Consider the following 22,704-nt stretch of genomic DNA (forward strand, 5'->3'; position numbering starts at 1 on the left):
TTTTGCTGTCCCTATTATACTAAATTCGCAAAAAACAAGCAAAAGAACCGCTGATTGGGCGGTTCTCCCTAGTATAAATCTCTGACAACCTCTCCATCCTCTAGATAGGTAAACTGCTCCGTCAAATCTGATGTGAAAACCTGATACATTTCCTGAAAGCTCACAGCCAGCGAGTAGCTGTCAAGGTCTTTGCGGTCAATCCAGAATACCTCGCCTTCTTCGGATGAGACCAGTTCTCCCTCAAAACGATTGGTCTTGTAAAGAAAAACGATATAACGCTCATCTTTTTCAGTGTAAAACTGCTTGACACCACACAAGCGAGGCTCATAGATAGTCAGGCCTGTTTCTTCTTTGATTTCCCGTATCACTGATTTGACAAAGGACTCACGATGTTCAACATGACCACCTGGAAAGCAGAGGCCCGTCCAATCATCATTTACTTTATTTTGCACTAAAATGCGGTCCCCATCGTAAACCATACACATATTTGTTAAAATAACTCGTTCTGCTCTTGACATCTCTGCTCCTCCATCTACCGACCGATTCGCTCGGCCCGCTGTGACTCATTATAGCATAAAAGTGATCAAATTGATGAAAATCCAGATTTCTCAGCCCTTCCAGCAAAAAAACCGCCGATTGGGCGGTTCTTATAGGGAGATTATTATGAAAAAGAAAAGTTTTAGGATTTCATCAAATAAAGTTAGGAGGTCTTCATTTGATGGTTATATTATATAAAGCTTATCTTAAAATTAGCTAAAAATAATTTTAGATTTTATAATTCTTGCAAAAGATATTGAAATAGCTCTAAATTGCCCTTTTCTTCGTTGATCAAAAACTCTGGATGCCACTGAAGGCCGATGATACGGCTGCCGTCCACAGCTTCAATCGCTTCGATGGTATTATCCCTTGGGTCAAAGGCAGTTGCTCGGAAATTAGGCGCCAAGTCCTTGATGCTTTGGCGATGGACAGAATTAATCTGGCTGGCTTGACCAAATAAACGCTCCACGACGCTGCCTTTCTCTGTGCGAATGGAGTGCGAAGTTCCAAATGGTTGCCCCTGCCAATGATTGTCAATTTGCTGATTAAGCGTGCCACCAAAAGCAACATTGACCAACTGCAGACCGCGGCAGATAGCCAAGACTGGCTTACCCTGACGAATAGCCTCCTTTAAGAGTGCTAGCTCAAACTCATCGCGAGCTAGATTGTAATCATCGCTATCGATGGCCTTTTCCTCCCCATAAAACTGCGGATGAACATTTTGACCACCTGATAGAATGAGCTTATCAATGGTTTCTATATAGTCCTTGACCAGACTTTTATCCCCGACAGGAATCACCATAGGCAGACCGCCGACCAGCTTGATGCTTTCGGCAAATTTGCAGGATACAGATGAATGAATGTTTTTGCCCGCCTGATCCACTGGACAAAGATTAGCCGACACTCCAACAATTGTTCTGCACATAGATGATCCCTCCTTAACTTGATATAGAATATCTTACCATTCCACCTCTCAGTCGTCCAATAGTATTTTTTAAAGCTGGCCATAAAAATTTTTTATGTCAAGAACAGATTTCCACAAAAAGGAATCTAGTAGCGACAGACAAGAAAAATCAGCAGAAGTCCGCTGATTTCATTTTTCTAATTCAAGCATAACGCTGACTGCGGTCAAGGCATAGAGCGGGGCGGTTTCAGCCCGCAGGATACGTGGACCTAGACCTGCTGACACAGCGCCTACTTGGTCAAAGGCTGCTATTTCCTCTGGCGAGAGACCACCCTCCGGTCCGAAGATGAAGAGCAGTTTGTCTCCCTCGGCCAAACCTTTCACAGCCTGCACTAGAGCTGCAGATTCTCCTTCTTTGGCCGATTCTTCATAGGCTACGATGATGCTGTCAAAGTCTGCCAAGGCGGCCAGAAAATCTGCCTTTTTATCAAAGAGTCGAACCTCAGGAATCAGATTGCGCTTGCTCTGCTCTGCTGCTCCCTGAGCAATTTTCTCTAGCTTTTCACTCTTTTTAGCCAGCTTTTTGCCATCCCACTTGGCCACCGACCAGTCCGCTGGAAAGGCCCAGATAGCACTGGCTCCTAGCTCCGTTACCTTTTGAGTGATAAATTCCAACTTATCACCCTTAGGAAAGCCTGAAGCAATGGTCACTTGAATCGGCAACTCGGTATTGTCTGCCAGTTCCTCCAAGATTTCCAAGCTCTGCTGACTGGGGTCCAATACTCGGGCCAGTCGTTTCACGCCATCATCAAAGACCAGTGTGACTTGGTCGCCCTCTTTGAGCCGCATGACTGAAAACATATGTTTGGCCGTGTCCTTATCCGTAACCACCAGAGGGGACTGAGGATTTCCTTTTATAAAATACTGCTGCATCTATCCACCTATCACGCCTGAAATGTCCTGCGTTTTCTTAAAGACACAGGCATTCCATTCGCCCTGAATCATATGTGTTTCCAGGAAAAATCCTGCTGCTTCTGCTGACTCGCGCACCATTTCCCACTTCTCAGAAATGATTCCACTCATAATCAGATAGCCCTCATCATTGACCAGACGGTAGGCATCCTCTGTCAGATGGATGAGAATATCTGCCAAAATATTGGCAACAATGACATCCGCTTCGATTTCTACACCTCGAAGAAGATCCCCCGGCGCAACATGGATGTTCTCCATACCAGGGTTAAGCTCAATATTTTCCTGGGCCACGCGCACCGCCACCTCATCTAAATCATAGGCGTAGATGTCCTTAGCACCCAAGAGAGAGCTAGCAATGGAGAGGACACCGCTACCTGTACCCACATCCAGCACAGTTTCTCCGCCCCGCAAGACCTGCTCCAGAGCAAAGAGGCTCATCTTGGTCGTCGGGTGAGTACCCGTACCAAAGGCCATGCCAGGATCCAGCTTGATAATCTTCTCATCAGCTGTCGCCTCATACTCCGTCCAGGACGGGACAATAGTCAAGTCATGGGTGATCCGAGCCGGCTCAAAGTATTTCTTCCAATTGTCCGCCCAGTCTTCCTCAGCCAGTTCCTGCCGAGTCAGCTGAATATCTCCTGTCTCCAAGCCAAAACCATCCAGCTCAGCCAGGCGCTCATTAGCCTGGGCCGCAATGGCCTCTATATCCACAGAATCCGGGTAGTAGCCGGTGATCTTGACCCGCTCGCTCTGCTCAACTTCTGGAAAAAGCTCACCGTACTGGTCAACCTGCCCCAGATAATCTGCGCTATCATCGATAGCCACACCCTGACTGCCCAGTTCAATCAGAATATTCGAGGCAGCTTCCTCCGCCTCACGCTTCACTTCAATCGTTAATTCCTGCCAAGTATCCATCATTAAAATACCAAGCCCGTAAAACACAAAGCCAAAATAGGAAATTCTCTAACGACGTTTGCGTCTAAGAGGACTTTATCTTTTGCTACAGTGTTTAGGGCAGGTTCAGTTTAGAAATTTAACTGAACAATCCTTTCTTTGTTTATTTTATTGTCTTCGTCATGTAAACCATATACATGCCCTCTTTTTCGGGCTCCGTATGGGTCTGATGATAGCCATTTTTCTCATAAAAAGCTACCATACCTTTATCTTGGAAAACCGTACATAAATCCCATTTCATAACGGTGGAGAATTTCTCCTCTATTAGAGCGAGCCCCTCAGAGCCATATCCTTTATTCTGGTGCTCTGGCAAAATCGCCACTGTCCCAATCCAGCCTGCTGTCTGTTCGTCATTTGTATTCAAGCGAATAAAGCCCAGAATCTTCTCGTCGTCTTTGACAAAATAATAAAAACTATTGGGCCGCTCAACCAACTTCCAGCGAATCCGCTCTCGCTCCTCCAGATAGGGGTCGTATTGATCCTGATATTTCTCATAAACAGCCTTAAAACTCGCTCGCTGAATGGCAATAATGGTTTCTAAATCCTCAGCTCCCGCCCGTTCAATATGAATCATGCTCGCACCTCCAAATAATCCCTCACCCTATCCTGCAACTGAGGCACAACCTTATCTGAGCCAAGAAACTCATCAATGCTCATCAATTTGTAGCCCTGTCCTTCATCGCCAAAGACGATACTATTAAACTGGTCCTGCGTTAACTCACCGACTAGAAAGACGGATTCCTTCCCCTCAAAAAGCATGCTTGGATAAACCTTACTCCAAAGCAGACAATCCTCAGTCAAATGAATGCCCAGTTCTTCATAAACTTCACGCGCCACGCACTCAAAAGGACTTTCATCGCCTTCACGTCCACCACCGGGCAACTCCCACATATTGGGCCAGGGAATGTTTGACTTATCATCCCGCAAGATAGTTAAAATTCTATCGTCACAAAAGAGGGCAATCTTGCAGCCTGTAAAATCAGAAATTTCTATTTCCATATTAGACTCCTTCGGCTAATGCCTTTTCCAGCTCTGCTAACCAGTTTTCATAATAGCGTTTCTCGTCCCGTAGCATTCGGCTGCTATTCATTTTCTGTCTAGCAATCTTCATAGCCTTGCGAGTTTGAGCTACATCTTTCTTTACCTTAAATTGATACCAGGCTTGAATCATCTGCACATCTGCTATTTTTAGAGATAAAAAGGATTTAACACTTCGAATACCTGCATATTTCTCCGCTTTCTCATTATCTCCTTCCAGCAAGGCGATTTGAAGAAGGTATAATTGCGAAAGAGTTTGAGACATCGAATTATCTGTTTTATCTAATAAAGACTGAAACCGTTTTTTTGCACCTTCTATATTATCATCCAATATGAAAACCACTCCCTCAAGAGTTTGAATACTTTCTGCAAAGCTCCCACTTGCATCCTCAGGAACAGGCATGGTAAAGTCTTTCAAATCATACTCTTGAGGAGCAAGCAAAGTTTGGGCAGAATGCCTTAACACCAAGTAAGCGTATTTGATATTTTCAGGGTGTTGTCGCAATTCCCAGATTTTTGCTCCATCGGTGATGCCGACTGGCAAAGCGTTGCTTAGGAAGAAAGACAAATTCAGAAAAATCCAAGTACCAGCAAAATACCAACTTTTTGTCAAAAATCCAAACAATATCGCTAATAAGATCAAACTGAGATGAACCAGCAAACCTCCTGAAAGCATCAAGATGATTCTTTGATCGCTTTCATCTTCTTTCAATCCAATGTACTGAGCACCAACATTTTTCAGAACGGCTGTTCGACTAAGATGAAACCTACCTGACTTTTTGGTCAAAAGAAAATGTCCTAATCCAAATGCCACCAACCGATAGCCTGTCAAGTAGCCACAAAAAGCATGACCCAGCTCATGAAGAATAAAGATTAAATACATGCTTAGAAGAGCGAAGCTATAACCAAAAGTAAAGACTAAAACTGCGGAATACCCCAACTCTGCAAATGCGATAGTGCCACAAGCAAAAGCTAGCATAATAAAGGCAAAAGCTAGCACATAAACCAAATACGTCCCAATTTTCTTCATAAAATCTCCAACCAACTCCTAATATCTCGGATAAGGATAGAATTCCGTCTCAGCCAAGTCAGCTCTGCCATTTTCAAAAGCCTCAGCATTCCAAGCCATCTCAAACTCTGCTGCCTCTGGATCTGCTAAAAAGTCCATGAGCGCATCAAGGCCAGACTCAGCCGTTTGGGTTAGGAAATCCACGAAATAAGCCAGAAACTCCCTTGACAGCCCCTTCTTCGGCTCATAGGGCAGGGCAGCCAGATAGTCCTCGGCCTCAAAACGAGACTTGACCGGATTATAGAAAAGCACAGCTTCCTCAAAGTAAATATCTTCTGCCGAGGCATTACCCTCAGCATCAACCGTCTCAATACCGCCGGGATTTTGCACCTCAAGGAGGAAGGCCACTTCCACTGCGTGATTCTTCTTGTCCCAGTTTATCTCATAGTCAAAAGGAAAGCTCTTCCCCATTTCCTCGTCCAATATCTCTAAAAAACCGTACTTAGCCATGATTTCCTCTTTTCATTGTGATAAAATATTACTATCTATAATAGTAACACAAAAAGCCAAGAAAAACACTTGCAGAAAGGAAATCTTATGCCAGAAAACCTCGCCCTGCGCATGCGGCCAACCAGCATTGATCAGATCATCGGCCAGCAACATCTGGTCGGACCCGGGAAAATCATCCGCCGCATGGTTGAAGCCAACCGCCTGTCCTCGATGATTCTATATGGACCACCCGGCATCGGCAAAACCTCCATCGCCTCGGCTATTGCCGGCACAACCAAGTTTGCCTTTCGGACCTTTAACGCCACCGTAGATAGCAAGAAACGCCTGCAAGAGATCGCTGAAGAAGCGAAATTTTCCGGCGGACTGGTGCTCCTGCTAGACGAGATTCACCGTCTGGACAAGACCAAGCAAGATTTCCTGCTGCCACTATTAGAAAGTGGGCTGGTTATTATGATTGGGGCGACGACGGAAAATCCTTTCTTCTCAGTGACACCCGCTATTCGCAGCCGGGTTCAGATATTTGAACTTGAGCCCCTCAGCAACGACGACATTCGGACAGCTATTCAGTTAGCCTTGACAGATAAGGAACGAGGATTTGATTTTCCAGTGGAGCTAGACAAGGAAGCTCTGGACTTCATCGCTATCTCTACCAACGGAGACCTGCGCTCCGCCTATAACTCGCTGGACCTAGCCGTACTCTCTACCCCAGAAGATAGCAAGGGCATCCGTCACATCACGCTCGATGTCATGGAAAACAGCCTGCAAAAGAGCTATATCACCATGGATAAGGACGGGGACGGCCATTACGATGTCCTCTCTGCCCTGCAGAAGTCCATCCGTGGCTCCGATGTCAATGCCAGCCTCCACTACGCAGCTCGCCTCGTTGAGGCAGGAGACTTGCCTAGCCTAGCTCGACGCTTGACCGTTATCGCTTACGAAGATATTGGCCTAGCAAATCCTGACGCCCAAGTCCATACCGTTACAGCCCTGGAAGCAGCCCAGCGGATCGGCTTTCCTGAAGCCCGTATCCTCATTGCCAATATTGTTATTGATCTGGCTCTGTCGCCCAAGTCCAACTCAGCCTATGTGGCTATGGACAAGGCTTTAGCCGACCTCAGAAAGAATGGAAATCTGCCCATCCCACGCCACTTACGAGACGGCCACTACGCAGGAAGCAAAGAATTGGGCAACGCACAGGACTATCTCTACCCTCACTCCTATCTTGGCAATTGGGTCAAGCAGGACTACCTGCCCGATAAGATAAAAGACGCCAATTATTTCACTCCCAATGAAAATGGCAAATACGAGCGAGCCCTTGGATTGACCAAGAATAAGATTGATGACTTAAAAAAATGATGGCATCGTTTGCAAAAAATCACATTTTTCTCTTGAATTTTTCAAAATTTATGGTATTATAATTATAGAAACGCTGTGGTGTACGACTTCACACTTAAGTGTTGACCGACTATTTTTTGTATTATTAGGGAAACAAAAGACTTCTAACAGCGTGCAAGCCGTGTCACGCGGAAGCAGCTTCAGTTAGAGCGAGTTGCCCACCTGCTTAATTGCGCGGGTTCAATACAAATCGTGAAGGTCCGGCACCAATACAGCTTTTTCTCTTGCCTCCTTAGCTCAGTTGGTAGAGCAGTAGACTCTTAATCTATGGGTCGCAGGTTCGAGCCCTGCAGGGGGCATAGAAAGTATGACTAAGAAAGCCTACTCTGTAGGCTTTTTTGCTTGCTCTGAAATCATTTTGCCCCACTTTCTGCCCCACATTTTTTTATGAGCAATCTTTCCAAATATCTCTTATTTGATTAAATTCTTCAAAAATTTTCTCTTCTAAAGTGTGTCCGTACACTTCTACCAACATTGAAATATCTCTATGCCCTAGAATTTTTGCGATAACTCCAAGGTCAAATCCTTTGTGCCAGAGGTAGCTCCCATAGGTATGACGTGCTCCTTTTGTCGTGATAATTGGATAAATGTCCAACTCATTTAAGAGAACACTCAAAGCTTTATTGACACTTGCGATATCTGGGACTGAATGAATATATCCAAAATGTTGAAAAATCATCCGATATCGATTTTTGATTCCTAACTCCATGTTTGCCCTTTCTTGCTCCGTTTGTAAAAGGCGCAAAATTTTGATACACTCCTCGTCTATTGGAACCATCCGAATAGACGTTTTATTTTTTGGTGGAACAAACTTATGAGAGAGAGTATTATACCTCCTGTATGTTTTTAACAATCCTCTGTCAAAATCAACCTCATTCCAAGTTAACGCTATTAACTCTCCAAACCTCATGCCTGTTTTTAATAGAAAATAGACAATATAAGGAACAATTGAACGTTGGTAATCAAATTTTCTCTTTACTGCTAAAAGTAAATCCAGATAGTCCTTTTCTGTATGTAAATATTTCTCTTCTGTCATCTGTTGTTCTTTGGATGAAAATAATTTGCTGTATGAGGGCGATTTTCTTTTTGTAAGTCAGACTGAACTTCCAAATTATCCATTTAGTTTATTGACATTTCCTAAAAAAGGGTGTAGAATACTTTTAATAAAAAACTATACTATATAATAGGAGTGTATTGAAATGAAATTTTCTAATCGTTTACTGCTATTCCTTGCAGGAGTTGTTTTTGTCCTTTTAGGACTTTTCCTATTTACACACCCAGTAGCTAATCTTGTTGCTTACAGCTGGTGGATTGCATTTGATTTACTGGTTTCTTCTATAGCAGCTATTTTAGGCTATTTCTCTGCACCAAAAGAGCTTCGCTCACCTGTTTATCTTTTCCAAGGGTTTGTTAGTCTTCTCTTAGCTCTTTACCTCGTTGCTTATGGCTTTGTGACCCTGCCGGTCGTCATTCCGACCATTGTAGGAATTTGGTTAATTGTAGAAGCCATTATTGTTTTCTTTAAAGGCAATCGTCTAGGATTGATTTTCCCTATTATTGGTAGCAATATCATGTGGGTAGCCTTGCTTGTATTTTTACTAGGTCTAGTGATTCTGTTCAATCCAGTGGCTACAGGTGTCTTTGTCGTTTATGTCATTGCCTTTTCATTTTTAGTTACTGGCTTCACCTACATTATTGAGGCCTTTCGTAAATAGTCTAGTTGCTATTTCTATCGCATTCAAAAAAGCTGGGAAATCATATTCTCAGCTTTTTCGTCTCTTTACCTAACAAGAGGCAACCAACTATACACAGAAGATGGAAAAGAGTTGTATATTGATCCAACTTCTCAGAAAAGAACACTTCATACCCAATATGAACCTGGTTTTATTGAAGCAAGAGATAAATCTCCACTAGAGCTCTTAATTGAAAATAAGGAGCTATTAGATTAAATAAAAAAAGCGAGGATATCCTCGCTTTTCTATTGTAAAATCTTATTCTTCATTATCAATCATCAAACACTCTGCCTGTGAGTTGGTACATGAGGTAAATGTGCTCCAAGGTTTTGACAATTCGCGTCACATGAAGTTATTTAAGCATCTCCTTTTCTCTCATTACCATTTTCTGTTATAATAAATTGTACTTCTAGAATAGAAAGGACTTAAGATGACAACTCTTATTAAACATAAACGTGTAGAATTTTCAGAACTTTTTTATGACCTAGTTTTTGTTTTTGCAATTTCAAAAGCAACTACTTTAATTGAGCATCTTCATAACGGTATTTTGACTTGGAATTCTTTCCTTGATTTTTTCATGGCTGTTTTGGTTCTCACTGATTCATGGATGATTCAAACCGTTTATACCAATCGCTATGGAAAGAACTCTTTATTTAACATGGTAATCATGTTTATCAAAATGGGACTTTTACTCTTTATAGCCAATATGATTGGACCTGATTGGCAACAATATTTTCATTATCTTTGTTGGGCTGTTGGTACATTAACCTTTACCTTATTTTTACAATATTTGGTTGAATTTTTTAGAAAATCAACCGATAATGTTGAACGGGAAAGTATCAAAGGTTTTCTATGGATAACAGGGCTAGGAAGTTTAGGAGTCTATCTAGCAGCTCTTCTTCCTATTTACGTTGGAGTCTCTGTCTTATTTGCTAGTATTCTGCTAACATTTATTATGCCAATTATCTTGCTTAGTAAAGATAAGCATTACCAGGTAAATCTCCCCCATTTAATCGAGCGCATCTCCCTTCTTGTCATTATTACGTTTGGAGAGATGATTATGGAGCTAGCTAACTTCTTTACAATCGAGAATTTCTCGATTTATTCGGTTCTTTATTTCATTATTATGCTTTCTCTGTTCTTGTTTTATTTTGGTCAATTCGACCATGCTATTGATGAAGAATCTAATCAAAAGGGACTATTTCTAATTTACAGTCACTATCCTATTTTCATTGGACTTATTATGATGACCGTTTCGATGAGTTTTCTTCTGAATCCTGAAGCTAATCTTCTCTTTGCAACCAGCTTCTCTTATATCGGATTTGGCCTCTTTCAAGCTGCTGTCCTAGTAAATGGGCCCTATAACAAACACTATCTTCGCTATTCGAAAAGTTACTACTGTGTCCAAGCGACACTCTATCTGGCTGCCTTGATTCTCTCTTTAATCTTTGCNTCTAATCCTATAATAGTAGTGAGTATAACAACCATTTTAGCTCTAGCTATAGCCATTCATTTTATTTATTTTTATGTGACACAGAATAAAAAATATTCCAAATCTAACTGGGGGTTCTTTTAATGAGTTTATAACATAAAAAAGCTTTGGGAACCAAGGCTTTATATGATATCAATCACCGACCACGAAAATGTTTAGCTTACAGAACTGCTAGTGAAGCTCTAGAGGATGAGTTCGAGTAAATGTTGCACTTATTCTTGCAATTTATCATTTACTTGATGCACGAACTCGATATTTTTTTCGTTAATTTGTTTTTGCCCCACTTTTGCCCCATTTTTAAATCCTGACATTGAAAATACCTAAAAGTATTTCCCTAAAATCAGCTATATTTCAACATTTTTGTTTATTTTCAATATGAAAAGTTCTTACAAATTCATGCAGGGGGCATAGAAAGTATGACTAAAAAGCCTTGGAATCTAAGGCTTTTTCATTATTTTACAAGTTTTTGTCTCATTAATAGCACAATAAAAAGGCTTCAAACCATTGTTTTTGATCAATAGTTTGAAGTCTTTTTTACTTTATTGATTTCAAAAAAGTTGTACTTTCTTTGATGTGCCTTACATCATGCCGCCCATCATACTTGGGTCCATAGCTGGTGCTGCTGGCGCAGGTTCTGGCTTATTAGCCACAACAGCTTCTGTTGTCAAAATCAAGCTAGCAACTGAAGCGGCATTTTGCAGGGCTGAGCGCGTTACCTTAACTGGGTCAATGATTCCAGCTTCAATCATGTTCACCCATTCGCCAGTCGCAGCATTAAAGCCTGTACCTGCTTCAGAGTTTTTCAGGCGGTCAATGATGATAGAGCCTTCAAATCCTGCATTCAAAGCGATTTGACGGACAGGCTCTTCCAAGGCACGGAGGACGATGTTACGACCTGTTGCTTCATCACCTGTTAATTCGAGAGCAGCTACTGCATCCAATACGCTAACAAAGGCTGTACCACCACCTGACACGATTCCTTCTTCTACTGCGGCACGAGTCGCGTTAAGGGCATCTTCGATGCGGAGTTTCATTTCTTTAAGTTCGGTTTCGGTTGCCGCACCGACCTTAATCACCGCCACACCACCGGACAATTTAGCCAGACGTTCTTGTAGCTTTTCTTTATCAAACTCAGAAGTTGTACTTTCGATTTGAGATTTGATAACGGCCACACGATTGGCAATAGCTTCTGGATTACCAGAGCCTTCCACAATCACAGTGCTATCCTTGTCAACAGTTACTTTAGAAGCTTGTCCAAGCGCTTCAATGGTCGCATCTTTGAGCTCCAGACCAAGGTCTTCTGTAATCACTGTACCACCAGTCAAGATTGCAATGTCTTCCAACATAGCCTTTCGACGGTCACCGAAACCTGGTGCTTTAACAGCCACTACATTGAAGGTGCCACGAATCTTGTTAAGAACCAGTGTTGGCAGAGCTTCACCATCCACATCATCCGCAATAATCAAGAGCGGACGGTTGGTTTTCAAAATACTTTCCAACAATGGCAGAATCTCTTGAATGTTAGAAATTTTCTTGTCTGTAATCAAGATATAAGGGTTGTCCAGATCAGCCACCATTTTTTCACTATCCGTCACCATGTATTGAGACAGGTAGCCACGGTCAAACTGCATTCCTTCTACGACATCCAGCTCTGTTTCCATCCCTTTGGACTCTTCGATAGTGATAACGCCATCGTTGCCAACTTTTTCCATAGCTTCAGAAATGTACTCACCGACTTTTTCGCTACGAGAAGACACGGCAGCAACCTGAGCAATCGCTTCCTTGTTAGAAACCGGAATCGCCGTTTCTTTCAGAGCGCTGACAGCAGTCGCAACTGCTGCTTCAATCCCGCGGCGGATACCGATTGGATTGGCACCAGCAGTGACGTTTTTGATTCCTTCACGGACGATAGCCTGGGTCAATACAGTAGCAGTCGTTGTTCCGTCTCCAGCAATATCATTGGTTTTTGAAGCAACTTCTGATACCAACTTAGCGCCCATATTTTCAAAATGGTCTTCCAGTTCGATTTCCTTGGCAATGGTCACACCGTCATTGGTGATGAGGGGTGAGCCAAAAGATTTTTCCAAAACAACATTGCGACCTTTAGGGCCCAAGGTTACCTTGACAGTATCTGCTAAAATATCCACACCACGAACCATTGCACTGCGTGCATCTGATGAAAATTTAATATCTTTTGCCATTTTTAAACCTCTTTCTTAGATTTTTACTCCACAATTGCAAGAATACTTGCTTCTCCAACAACCAAGAATTTCTCATCCTGATCTTTGACTTCAATGCCAGCATGGCTTTCAACTAAAACCTTATCACCTGGCTTGACACTTGGTGCGACCAGTTCTCCGTTGAGCGTACGGATGCCTTGGCCGACTGCGATGACTTTCGCTTCTTTTGTTGCGTCCTGCCCTGCACCAGCAATGACAAAGCCACCAACTTTCTGTTCTTTTTCTTCTACTTTTAAGACCACACGGTCACCTAATGGTTTTAACATGGTTTTCCTCCAAAGATTGAATTTTAGCACTCTATCTACACGAGTGCTAATCTATAGTTAATATTGTATCACTTGGTCAGAAATAGTCAAGAAAAAAACTTTGCCAAATGACAAAGTTTTTTGGGGGAAAATTAATTGGAATCCTTATTGAGCTAACTTCAGTTTCTCTTCAAAATCATCAAGAACCTTTTGTAAATTTAGTCTACCCTTATAGATGCCATAGCCAAAAACTAGCATGGCAAGGATGCCCAAAATAGCTAAGATAACACCGATGATGAACAGAAGCAGATTGGTTCGATGAAAGAGATAGATCAGGACAAAACCGATACTGGCAATGGTAAAGAAGAGACTAAACCAGCGTCCGAGATTTTCAATCATATGCTTCTGGTATTGAATTTCTGTTTCATAGCCTTGAATCAATTCTTGTTCTGTCATGATGTTTCCTCTTTTTCTTAATATTGGAGACCTGGATTAAAGAAGCCAGCTAGTACACCAAGGAAGGCAATAACAACAAGAATGAGCATCACTTTGATTGGAGAAAGGTTCTTCTTGGCCATGAGCCACCAGCAAAATACGATAAAGACAGCTGTCAAGAGGCCTGGATAAACACCGTCTAATTTGTCTTGCAGGACAAGGTAAGGCTCTTTTTCACCTGGATTGGTCAATTGGAAAGCAGTTTTGATAGGTACCCAAGTTGCTGCAACAGCACCGATAACCATTCCGCCGACAATCCCAACAGATTTACGGATAGCTTGCCCTTGTTCTCCTACTAAGAATTCAACGGCCTTGTCTCCTAATTCATAGCCTTTAAAGTAAGCAAAACGCATACCGAAATAAGCTAGCAGATTCCAAACTAGGATATAGAAGATAGCACCGACAGGTGAGCCTCCATTTGAAAGTCCCATTGAGATCCCCAAAATAACTGGAATCAAGGTTCCAACGATCAGAGAGTCACCGATACCAGCAACCGGCCCCATCAAGCCAGCCCGAAGTCCGTTGATGGTTTCGTCATTTACCGCTTCTGCACCATTGGCACGCGCTTCTTCCAAACCAGCTGTGATCCCAACGACCAGAGTACCCAGCTGAGGTTCCGTGTTGAAGAAGGCTGTATAAGTGTGCATAGAACGCGCTTGCTCTTCTTTCGTATCGTACAATTCTTCCACGATTGGTAGCATAGAGGTCAAGTAGCCAAAAGTCTGCATGTGCTCTTGAGAGAAGCAGGTCAAGTGACCATAGTACCAGTGGTGGAACGATTTGGTCAGTGTTTTTTTAGATATTTTTTTAGTTGCCATTTAGATATCCTCCTCGTCATCATCGTCAAAATCACCTACTGCCACAGCACTAACTTTGACATTTTTCGCCATCTGTACTTCATAGAAGAGCAGAGCAAAGATCAGTGATACAACTGCACTAGACACAAGGTTGAGGCCAAGTGAAGCAGCCAAGGTAAAGCCAACGAAGAATGGAACAAAGTCTGTCACCTTTTCAACGATTTGCTTCAAGAGAATCGCAATACCGACACATGGAAGGAGAGAACCTACTGTAAAGAGGGTTTTCATTGGTAGTCCATCCATTGGGAGGGCATCTTTCAGAGCTGTAACGGCATCAGCACCGTAACGGCAAAGAATCAATGTTGGCAAGAAAGAGAAGAGGAAGTGGGAAATCCATGGCAGATACCAGTCAACTGCATACAATTTTTTGTATTCTCCCTGTTCGACTGCTTTCCAGCCCATGTGTTGCCATACCAAGTTCATCGTTGCTGTTCCGTAGAAGAGAACGGTTCCCAGCGTACCAACCAGCACACCCATTGATTTTGCAAAGTCAGCAGCCTGCTGAGCATCTGAAATCCCTTGTGATTTGATCGCAACCATTGCCAAAGGAATACCGATATAAGAAATTGCACGGACATCGGCCGAAACAGTACCGCCAGGCGTTACCAGCGCGATATACACCAACTGCATGGCCACCCCACAGATAATACCGAGGCTCACATCTCCTAAAATCAAACCACAGACGAGTCCTCCGACAAGCGGACGTCCAAGTGTATAGTTACCAATACTTGTGCCACCCATACCCGGCATAGAAGATAAACTAGCAAAGATACCGAGTATTGCGGCTTGCAACCAAGAAATTGTCATAATCTTTCTCCTTTAAGTAAGATTGAGCAGTAGCAGGAGATCGGTTCTAACTCCTTCAAACAGATCTTGCCCCGCAAGGCTATAGGAAGCTTAAAACCTTGTCCTGCTTAAACTTCTGCTCCTATTTAAAAACCAAATTTAGATTTGAAATCGCTCCAGTAACCGATGGAAACGTCTGGAAGCAGCTGGAATTTTACCTTGTAACCTGCTTTTTCAATCGCTTCAATCGCTTCCGCTTCTTCTTGCGTGATGGATTGATTGTTGCCCAGCTTGACAGCTCCTGGACGGTCATTGGCTGGTCCGACGATGATTTCTTTGACATTACCTGGCACAAAGCCTTGGTCCACCAAGATTTCTTTCATATCAATCGGATTTTTAGTAATCAAGAAATAACGGCTGTCAGATTCGGTTACCTTGCCAGATTTTTCCTTGAAGGCTTCCTTGGTCCAAACGAAAGTTTTCTTGTCAGAAGCCCCTTTGTAGGCTTGGATCAAAACTTTGTTGCTGGCTGCTGCATCATTGACTGCAATCAGCCCATCGCAAGGATATTCCTTAGCCCAACGAGTGACCGTTTGACCGTGGATCATGCGGTCGTCAATCCGTACAAATGTTACTACCATTTTGAATCTCCTATCTAATTTAGTAAATGAATAACTTTTTAAATATCGTCGTCCTCATCATCATCGTCTGATGAGACTTCAAACTCCTGCAAGGCTGCCGTCGCTTCTGAAAGAATCGTCTGTGCAAGGTCTTTGCCTTCCAGCATGTCCTTCATCACAAGGCCAGTGAGCCCCATCGTCAGATTCAGCCCTCCAAGAATGACTGCCGAATCCAATTTTCCTAATTCTGCTAGGACACTAGCCGCTGTTGTCAGAGGACTTCCTCCCACAATATCGGCTAAAACTAAGACAGAATCCTCTGCTTCTAAACCTGCCAAGGCTTGACGGAAATCATGAGCAAAATCATCGACTGATTTCCCCTCTTTCAGACCCACGGCAATGATTTGGTCTGTTTTATCTCCAGCAAACATCTTCAAGGAGCTTTGTACGCCTTCAGCTAGCCCCCCATGACTGACCAGTACAAGATATTTCATCTTTCCTGCCTCCTTATTTTCTTGATTCTATTGTACACAAAATGAAATCGCTTCCCTATTGTCAAATGTCACTTTGAAAAGATGACAAATGTGAGTTTAGATGTGACAAATGTCATATTGGTCTAGTCATCCGTTACTTTCTTTCTGACTTAATTAGAAATAAAAAAGAAAGCAGAAAATTATCTGCTTTCAATTTCTTTTTGAATACTTGGGAGGGCACTGTCAATTTCTTGATTTCCCAGAGCTTCCTTAATCAAATAATCAAGTCTTTCCAAGGTCTGCCGATCAACTTCTTGTCCAATATCTATGATAGAACGCTCCATCATACTATCTAGCCTCTCAGAAGTCAGAGAATCCAAGCCGAAGTCATCTGCCTGCAAGATTTTTCTGGTTTGCTGACTTTTCACGACAGAGGGCAAGACTGAAGTTCCCTGCGATTTTTCAAACAAGTCCTGCTGGCTCTCTTTGTCCTGTGACAACAAGAGCATAAATTCCCAAGCCAGCTTTTCTTGCTTAGTGTTGGAAGACATGCCAAAGAGGGAAGTCTTGACCTGCGTTCCCATCACCTTGCTATCGGCTGTCGGCATCGGGATACAGGTCCAAGAAAAGCTAGAATATTTAGCAACATGATAAGGATAAGGCTTGTAGGTCCGATACTGGGCCAGACTCATAGGATAGAAGGCCACTCGCCCCTCATCAAAGTCATGAGAAGTCACCTTATAGTGCTGGCTGAGCATGTCTAGCTTGCTCATAAAGGCCAAGGCTTGGTGCATCTCTGGGCTGTCTACATTGATACCGGATTTATCGGTTAGATGGCCGCCGTAAGCTATCAGAGCTTGCTGCCAAGTATAGTCTGTAATACCGTACTGATCTGCCACGCCATCGCCATTGGTATCCTTGGTTACTTTCTTGCAAATCTCATAGAAATCCGCCAGGGTCCAACCTGACTCAGGAATGCTGATTCCTTCTTTTTCAAGCAGGTCCTTATTGACACACATCATGATAGGATTGCTCTCAACTGGAAGAGCATAGCTGACTCCCTGATATTGTCCAGCTTCATAAGCGACGGGATAAAAGGCTGTCCGTTCATCATCCGTTAGGAGGGTATCCAAGGATTTGAGGGCACCAGCTGAAGCCAACATGCTAAAGTCATTTTCTGGCACCATGAAAAGATCTGGCTGTTCGCCTTTTAAAACCTGTTCTGCCAGCCAGTCAGCATAATTCTTCTTGGGAATCCCGCTTTCGTAGATGATCTTGACATGGGGATGCGTCTTTTCAAATTTTTTAATCAGGGTGTCCAAGGCCTTGTTTTCACGACTATTTGGAACATCCCAGCTCGATCCCGCATAGACACCGATGCGTAGGACTTTTTCATGACTAGACGACCAAAGTGCAAAGCTTAAAATAACTGAAACAAAAACCAAAACAAGAACAACCAAATGTCTAAGTCGCCACTTCATTTGTCACTTCCCTTGCTAAAGTCTCGCTGGGTGACTCCGGTCTGCACGGCCCAGATAGCCAGCTGAGTCCGGTCACGCAGATTCAGTTTAGACAGAATCCCTGATAGGTAGTTGCGCACGGTTCCTTCCGACAGATAAAGCTTGGCTGCAATCTCCTTATTAGAAATCCCAAAGCCAATCTGCTGGATAATCTTCCACTCCGTCCGGCTCATGTCCTCTACATTTTCCTCTGACACCGTGATAGCAAAGTTGGACTGGGCCATCTGTGAAAAGATTTTGAAGACCTTGGTGGCAATATTGGGATTGATCATAGCTCCGCCCCGATAGACTGTCTGAATGGCTTCGTGAAGCTCTTCTGTCGAGACCCCTTTTAGAATGTAGCCAGAGGCACCGTATTTGAGAGCAGAGAAGATAAATTCATCGTCATCAAAGGTCGTCAGAATGATAATCTTAACATCCGGATACTGCTCCTTGACAGCCTTGGTACAGAGCACACCGTCCATGACTGGCATGCGAATATCCATCAAAATCACATCTGGACGCACCCGATGAAGCTTTTCCAGCACTTCCTTGCCATCTCCAACTGTCCCGACTACCTCGATGTCAGCATGAGCAGACAGGATGATTTGCAGAGACTCACGAATCAAGGCCTGATCGTCTGCAATTAAAACTTTAATCATTCCAACCTCCTATTTTAGGGATTTCAATGTAGGTATAAAAACCTTCACGGTTTTCAAAATGAACCTTCCCACCGATAATAGCCAACCGTTCCTGCATTTGCTTCAGACCATAGCCATAGTGCAATTCATCAAAACCTACACCATCATCTCGAATGGTCATAATATAATTTTCTTTTTCTAACAACTCAATCCAAACGGTCTTGGCGTGCCCGTGACGCACAGAATTGGTAATTGATTCCTGAACGATGCGAAACACAATATCTTCTTTGGCAATATCTAAATCGATCGTATCCCATTCATAGAGAAAATGGATATCCAAGTTGGAAATGGCTTCATACTCTCGGATAATCTTTAACAAAGCCTCTTTCAGACTATTATTCTCCAGAGTACCTGGCCGCATTTTATTGAGTGAGCCTCGGACATCCCGAATCCCGTCACGAACGACGACCGAGACATTGTTGAGCTGTTCCTTGGCCCGCTCGGTATCAATATCCACTAGTACCTTAATGGCATCAATTCCCGCTGAGATACCCGTCAAAGCATGGCCCAGTGTATCATGAATCTCACGGGCAATTCGTTTCCTTTCTCGGTCTTCAGCAATTTTTTCTGACAAAGCTAGATAGCTATTCAGCTCCCGATTGGCCTGAGAAGCCATGCGAAGCTCCTCCTCAATTCGGTGCCGCTCTGTAATCGCCGACATGATATAAAAGAGCAAGGAAATCATAAAGACTACAATATTGAGGGAGAAAAGAAAATTCTTACCAAAAAGCAGCAGCAAACGTATAGATTCTGGATAAAAACGAATATAGGTATCCAACGAAGGCAGTTTAACAAAGAGTGACAGCAGGTCGTAGTTTGACAATAGCAACATACTGAAACTCAAGATAATAAAGGAAAACCAGTATTTTTTATCCTTGGAGGCATTGAACTCTTTAGATCCATAGAAAATATCTGCAAAGACGAGAAGAATCAGCCCATTGTAAGACGAATGCAGGGCAGTAAAGATGACCAACATCAGCAAAATCTCAATCATGGTCACCTTATCGTAAACGGATAGCTGATTGGGGTGCTTTTCCCGATAGTACATCACCAGCAATAGGCAGGCATAAAAGATAATGGAAATCAGAAAAATGAAACTGGGAGATCCTGGAATGGCATCCAAACGTTCCAAAAGCGAGTGACTGAAGCCTCTTGTTACGACATAATTGGTTGCAAAGAGGTAAATCGAAGCATTATAGACAATGGCTATAAAATTGATGACCATCAGAGCTATTTTACTGTAAAAAATGCTTTTGTTTGGTTTCATTACTGCCACCCTGTAACTATATACTCGCTGATATTGTCCTTGTTTATCAAGCGGACTGGTATCAAATACTGTCTATCACACGACTTCTCTTCCCGCAGCAGCTCAATCACTTCTGCCACCTTTCGTCCCATCTGAATAGGCGACTGGGCCACTGTTCCTTGAATGTCGTTCGTATTGGCTAAAAAATTCTTAATATCTGGAGAACCGTCAACTCCATAAATATAAATTTTTTCTGCTACACCTTGATCCTTGATTGCTGCCAAGGCACCGATTGCTGCACGGTCATTAAGAGCCATGACAACGTTAAATTCCAAGCCATTATCCAAGGCATTTTTGACCTGGGGCATGCTTTCTTCGGTCTGTCCCAAAGTCTCCAGCTGAGAAACGATTCGATAGCCGGGATGTCCCTTGATGGTATCCAGAAAGCCCTGTAGCCGATCCATAGCTGAGATGGCATTCTGATGTTCAAGCAAGAGAATATTCGCCTCGGAAAGCCGACTCATCATATCTTTAGCAATCAAAACTCCCGCTTGATAGTTATCTGACACGATAGTCGTGTCAACAGCTACTTGCTTGCTCATTGGCGCATCTACCACGATAATGCGAATACCCGCTTTTTTAGCTTTATTCAAAGCCTTGATAATAGCTGGGCTGTCACTCTTTACTGGATTGATGACGATGATATCCACTTTCTCTTTGATAAAATAAGCAATTTGCTGGCTCTGCTTTTTCTCATCTAACTCCGAATCACGAACATAGAGCCGACTCCCCTGTTGATTGGTTTTTTTCTCCAATTCAGCATTCAAGGTTTGATAAAAATCATTGTTCATGGTCATATAGGTCGCCCCGATTTTCATTTGATTGCTATCGGGCATACTAGCCTTAGAATAAATAAAAGTAAGGCAACAGATTACCAGCACAAAAATAGACCAGAGAGCACATTTCTGGCAAGTCTGAATCCTCTTTTTCCCCTTACTTAATCCCATTCCCATCTCCTAGTCACCTATACTTATTAACAGTTCACCTACGTTTATTATATTATAATCAAGCGAAAAAGCAAAACGTTTCTTGAATCCTCTAATCAATCAGAGGATAAACGACAAACTTTTTTATCTTCTGATTTTTAGGGCAAGATAAATGAATATCAAAAACAAAAAACGAAGGTATCCTCATGGAATATCTCCGTTTCTGTATATATTTATTCAAACACAAATTGATTGTGGTAGAGCTCAGAATAGAAGCCGCCTAGATGCAGCAATTCATGATGATTGCCTCTTTCAATGACTTCCCCATCTTTTAAGACAATAATCTGGTCTGCATTCAATATAGTCTTTAAGCGGTGAGCAATGACAAAGCTGGTTCGGCCTGCCACAATAGCCTCCATCGCACTCTGGATCTTGCTCTCAGTCACCGTATCAACATTGGAGGTAGCCTCATCCAAGATCAGCACTTGAGGATCGGTCAAAAGGGTTCGAGCGATCGAAATCAATTGCTTTTGACCTGTTGAAAAGATGTTTTGATCATCATCTACGATTGTATCGTATTGATCAGGCAAGCTTTCAATATACTCGTGAATATGGGTAGCACGCGCAGCAATTTCAACCATCTCCTGACTGGCATCCGGCACTCCAAATCGGATATTATCTCGAATGGTTCCGCTGAACAAGACAGAATCTTGCAAAACGATACCTACATGACTGCGCAAGCTATCCAAGTCATAGTCTCGGATATCGCGCCCGTCAAATTCGATACTGCCCTTATCCACATCGTAAAAACGATTGATCAGGTTCATAATGGTCGTCTTTCCTGATCCTGTCGGTCCTACAACGGCAATCATTTTACCTTTTGGAGCCGAAATGGAAACATCTTTCAAAATCGGCTTTCCTTCTACATAAGAGAAATCCACATGCTTTATCTCGACGCCTTCTTTCAGCTCGGTAAAGGCTGGTGCATTCTGAGGGCGCACTTCCTCAGGCGCATCAAACATTTCCTGAATCCGATCCGCACCAGTGAAAGCCAGCTGCAGGCTTCCCCAGCTTGCCGCAACCTGAATGATAGGCTGATAGTATTGTTGAGAAAACTGTGTAAAGGTTGAAATCAGACCAATGGCTACTGAGGTCTTCACATTAGGATCATTGAGCATAATGGCTGAACCTACAAAAATCACGATAGCCGTATTGATCAGGCTCATTCCGTTCATGACAGGAAAGAGCAAGCCAGCAAAAGCGCGTCCTTTGAAAGTAGCTGACCGAACCTTATCATTTTGCTGGACAAAGCCTTTGATGACTTCTTCTTGCATTCCCTGCACAATGACTACCTTCTGGCCGGAAATCGTCTCATCCATATAAGCATTGAGCTGACCGACTTCTTTTTGCTGCAAGTCTGTGTACTTGCGAGCCAGTTTGACGATAGACACCAAGACAATGATGGCTACTGGCGTACTGGCAATCGTCACCCAAGCCAGGGTCGCATGCCGCATAAACATGATGACAATCAGGCCGATGTAGAGAGCGATATTGCTCATCACTTGGACTAGACTCTCGTTGAAAGCCTGCAAGATATTATCCAAATCGCTGGTAAAACGCGACAAGATATCCCCGTCTTGATGGCGGTCAAAGAAGGAAACGGTCAAGCGAGCCAATTTTCCAAAGAGCCCCTTGCGCATTTCATTGGTTGAGTAGGAAATGATCCGACTCATCAGCAGCATGTAAATCAAGCTCGATAGCGAAAGGAAGATGAAAGCTAGCGCTAAATTCCACATGATTCCTTGAAAAGCGGCAAAGGCTGAAACATCACCTGAAGCAAGCTTGCCACTCGCAAAAGCACTGCCCAACTCCACCAGCTCACTAATGGCTAGACCGGTAAAAATTGGAAAGAGAACCTGTAAAACCGTCGAGATGACAATCATAATCATGACGACCAAAAAGGCCAGTTTATACTGTTTAAAATATTGCCAGAAAAATTTTGCTGTCTTCAT

General features: G+C 43.0%; 23 protein-coding genes, 1 tRNA gene and 1 pseudogene. 4 read left to right on the forward strand and 21 right to left on the reverse strand.

Annotated features, from left to right (window positions below; genetic code table 11):
• Positions 1–68 precede the first annotated feature (68 nt).
• The 8 genes from D8872_RS01890 to D8872_RS01930 all read right to left on the reverse strand — a co-directional run bounded on the left by D8872_RS01890 (position 69) and on the right by D8872_RS01930 (position 5,924).
• On the reverse strand, positions 69–518 hold the full coding sequence (locus D8872_RS01890) for an 8-oxo-dGTP diphosphatase (protein WP_125389749.1): 450 nt from the start codon (positions 516–518) through the stop codon (positions 69–71).
• 254 nt (positions 519–772) lie between these two features.
• The gene (locus D8872_RS01900; RefSeq protein WP_005591601.1) at positions 773–1,462 is read right to left on the reverse strand and encodes a gamma-glutamyl-gamma-aminobutyrate hydrolase family protein; all 690 of its coding nucleotides are present in this window, start codon (positions 1,460–1,462) and stop codon (positions 773–775) included.
• Positions 1,463–1,630: 168 nt separating this feature from the next.
• Positions 1,631–2,374 carry a 16S rRNA (uracil(1498)-N(3))-methyltransferase gene (locus D8872_RS01905; RefSeq protein WP_125389751.1) on the reverse strand — a complete coding sequence of 248 codons (744 nt, stop codon included), beginning with the start codon at positions 2,372–2,374 and terminating at the stop codon, positions 1,631–1,633.
• Positions 2,375–3,328 (reverse strand): 50S ribosomal protein L11 methyltransferase, encoded by a 954-nt coding sequence (prmA, locus tag D8872_RS01910; RefSeq protein ID WP_312023909.1) that lies wholly within the window; start codon positions 3,326–3,328, stop codon positions 2,375–2,377.
• A gap of 142 nt (positions 3,329–3,470) precedes the next feature.
• Positions 3,471–3,941, reverse strand: a complete 471-nt coding sequence (locus D8872_RS01915) for a GNAT family N-acetyltransferase (protein WP_125389753.1) — start codon at positions 3,939–3,941, stop codon at positions 3,471–3,473.
• Positions 3,938–4,366 (reverse strand): NUDIX hydrolase, encoded by a 429-nt coding sequence (locus tag D8872_RS01920; protein ID WP_125389754.1) that lies wholly within the window; start codon positions 4,364–4,366, stop codon positions 3,938–3,940. Before D8872_RS01920 ends, D8872_RS01915 begins: the two co-directional genes overlap by 4 nt.
• A gap of 1 nt (position 4,367) precedes the next feature.
• Positions 4,368–5,435 (reverse strand): site-2 protease family protein, encoded by a 1,068-nt coding sequence (locus D8872_RS01925; protein ID WP_125389755.1) that lies wholly within the window; start codon positions 5,433–5,435, stop codon positions 4,368–4,370.
• A gap of 18 nt (positions 5,436–5,453) precedes the next feature.
• A complete protein-coding gene (locus D8872_RS01930) occupies positions 5,454–5,924 on the reverse strand; it encodes a DUF3013 family protein (RefSeq protein ID WP_125382820.1) in 471 nt (156 codons plus the stop codon).
• 87 nt (positions 5,925–6,011) lie between these two features.
• Between D8872_RS01930 and D8872_RS01935 the strand changes: the two genes are divergently transcribed.
• Both D8872_RS01935 and D8872_RS01945 read left to right on the forward strand, forming a co-directional pair.
• Complete coding sequence (locus tag D8872_RS01935; RefSeq protein ID WP_045500409.1) at positions 6,012–7,280, forward strand: replication-associated recombination protein A; 1,269 nt, start codon at positions 6,012–6,014, stop codon at positions 7,278–7,280.
• Positions 7,281–7,545: 265 nt separating this feature from the next.
• A tRNA-Lys gene (locus D8872_RS01945) sits at positions 7,546–7,618 on the forward strand.
• Between the two features lie 86 nt (positions 7,619–7,704).
• On the opposite strand, the pseudogene D8872_RS01950 reads toward D8872_RS01945, so the two are convergent.
• Positions 7,705–8,382: pseudogene (locus tag D8872_RS01950) on the reverse strand (site-specific integrase); the annotation flags it as partial.
• Between the two features lie 136 nt (positions 8,383–8,518).
• Between D8872_RS01950 and D8872_RS01955 the strand changes: the two are divergent.
• Together D8872_RS01955 and D8872_RS01965 are read left to right on the forward strand one after the other, a co-directional pair.
• Complete coding sequence (locus D8872_RS01955) at positions 8,519–9,034, forward strand: DUF308 domain-containing protein (protein WP_125389756.1); 516 nt, start codon at positions 8,519–8,521, stop codon at positions 9,032–9,034.
• 448 nt (positions 9,035–9,482) lie between these two features.
• The gene (locus D8872_RS01965; RefSeq protein WP_002919842.1) at positions 9,483–10,628 is read left to right on the forward strand and encodes a low temperature requirement protein A; all 1,146 of its coding nucleotides are present in this window, start codon (positions 9,483–9,485) and stop codon (positions 10,626–10,628) included.
• Positions 10,629–11,122: 494 nt separating this feature from the next.
• Here D8872_RS01965 and groL read toward each other — a convergent pair whose 3' ends face one another.
• The 12 genes from groL to D8872_RS02030 form a co-directional block, all read right to left on the reverse strand.
• Positions 11,123–12,745, reverse strand: coding sequence for a chaperonin GroEL (gene groL / locus D8872_RS01975; protein ID WP_005591590.1), 1,623 nt, complete (start codon positions 12,743–12,745; stop codon positions 11,123–11,125).
• Positions 12,746–12,768: 23 nt separating this feature from the next.
• The gene (gene groES / locus D8872_RS01980; RefSeq protein WP_048766103.1) at positions 12,769–13,050 is read right to left on the reverse strand and encodes a co-chaperone GroES; all 282 of its coding nucleotides are present in this window, start codon (positions 13,048–13,050) and stop codon (positions 12,769–12,771) included.
• Between the two features lie 144 nt (positions 13,051–13,194).
• Complete coding sequence (locus D8872_RS01985) at positions 13,195–13,485, reverse strand: DUF202 domain-containing protein (RefSeq protein WP_125389757.1); 291 nt, start codon at positions 13,483–13,485, stop codon at positions 13,195–13,197.
• Between the two features lie 17 nt (positions 13,486–13,502).
• Positions 13,503–14,342 carry a PTS system mannose/fructose/sorbose family transporter subunit IID gene (locus D8872_RS01990; RefSeq protein ID WP_039975565.1) on the reverse strand — a complete coding sequence of 280 codons (840 nt, stop codon included), beginning with the start codon at positions 14,340–14,342 and terminating at the stop codon, positions 13,503–13,505.
• Positions 14,343–15,188, reverse strand: a complete 846-nt coding sequence (locus D8872_RS01995) for a PTS mannose/fructose/sorbose/N-acetylgalactosamine transporter subunit IIC (RefSeq protein WP_125389758.1) — start codon at positions 15,186–15,188, stop codon at positions 14,343–14,345.
• Between the two features lie 125 nt (positions 15,189–15,313).
• Entirely contained in the window at positions 15,314–15,808 is a 495-nt protein-coding gene (locus D8872_RS02000; protein ID WP_125382829.1) for a PTS sugar transporter subunit IIB, read from the reverse strand.
• Between the two features lie 38 nt (positions 15,809–15,846).
• The gene (locus D8872_RS02005) at positions 15,847–16,281 is read right to left on the reverse strand and encodes a PTS sugar transporter subunit IIA (RefSeq protein WP_125389759.1); all 435 of its coding nucleotides are present in this window, start codon (positions 16,279–16,281) and stop codon (positions 15,847–15,849) included.
• Positions 16,282–16,460: 179 nt separating this feature from the next.
• Positions 16,461–17,741 carry an ABC transporter substrate-binding protein gene (locus tag D8872_RS02010; protein ID WP_125389760.1) on the reverse strand — a complete coding sequence of 427 codons (1,281 nt, stop codon included), beginning with the start codon at positions 17,739–17,741 and terminating at the stop codon, positions 16,461–16,463.
• Positions 17,738–18,421, reverse strand: a complete 684-nt coding sequence (locus tag D8872_RS02015) for a response regulator transcription factor (RefSeq protein ID WP_061908824.1) — start codon at positions 18,419–18,421, stop codon at positions 17,738–17,740. Before D8872_RS02015 ends, D8872_RS02010 begins: the two co-directional genes overlap by 4 nt.
• Complete coding sequence (locus tag D8872_RS02020) at positions 18,414–19,727, reverse strand: sensor histidine kinase (protein ID WP_125382837.1); 1,314 nt, start codon at positions 19,725–19,727, stop codon at positions 18,414–18,416. Before D8872_RS02020 ends, D8872_RS02015 begins: the two co-directional genes overlap by 8 nt.
• Positions 19,727–20,713 (reverse strand): substrate-binding domain-containing protein, encoded by a 987-nt coding sequence (locus D8872_RS02025; RefSeq protein ID WP_125389761.1) that lies wholly within the window; start codon positions 20,711–20,713, stop codon positions 19,727–19,729. Before D8872_RS02025 ends, D8872_RS02020 begins: the two co-directional genes overlap by 1 nt.
• A gap of 212 nt (positions 20,714–20,925) precedes the next feature.
• Positions 20,926–22,704, reverse strand: a complete 1,779-nt coding sequence (locus D8872_RS02030; protein ID WP_125389762.1) for an ABC transporter ATP-binding protein — start codon at positions 22,702–22,704, stop codon at positions 20,926–20,928.

Origin of the sequence: Streptococcus cristatus (assembly GCF_003943815.1) — a bacterium.
In the GTDB taxonomy this organism is placed as follows: Bacteria; Bacillota; Bacilli; order Lactobacillales; family Streptococcaceae; genus Streptococcus; species Streptococcus cristatus_F.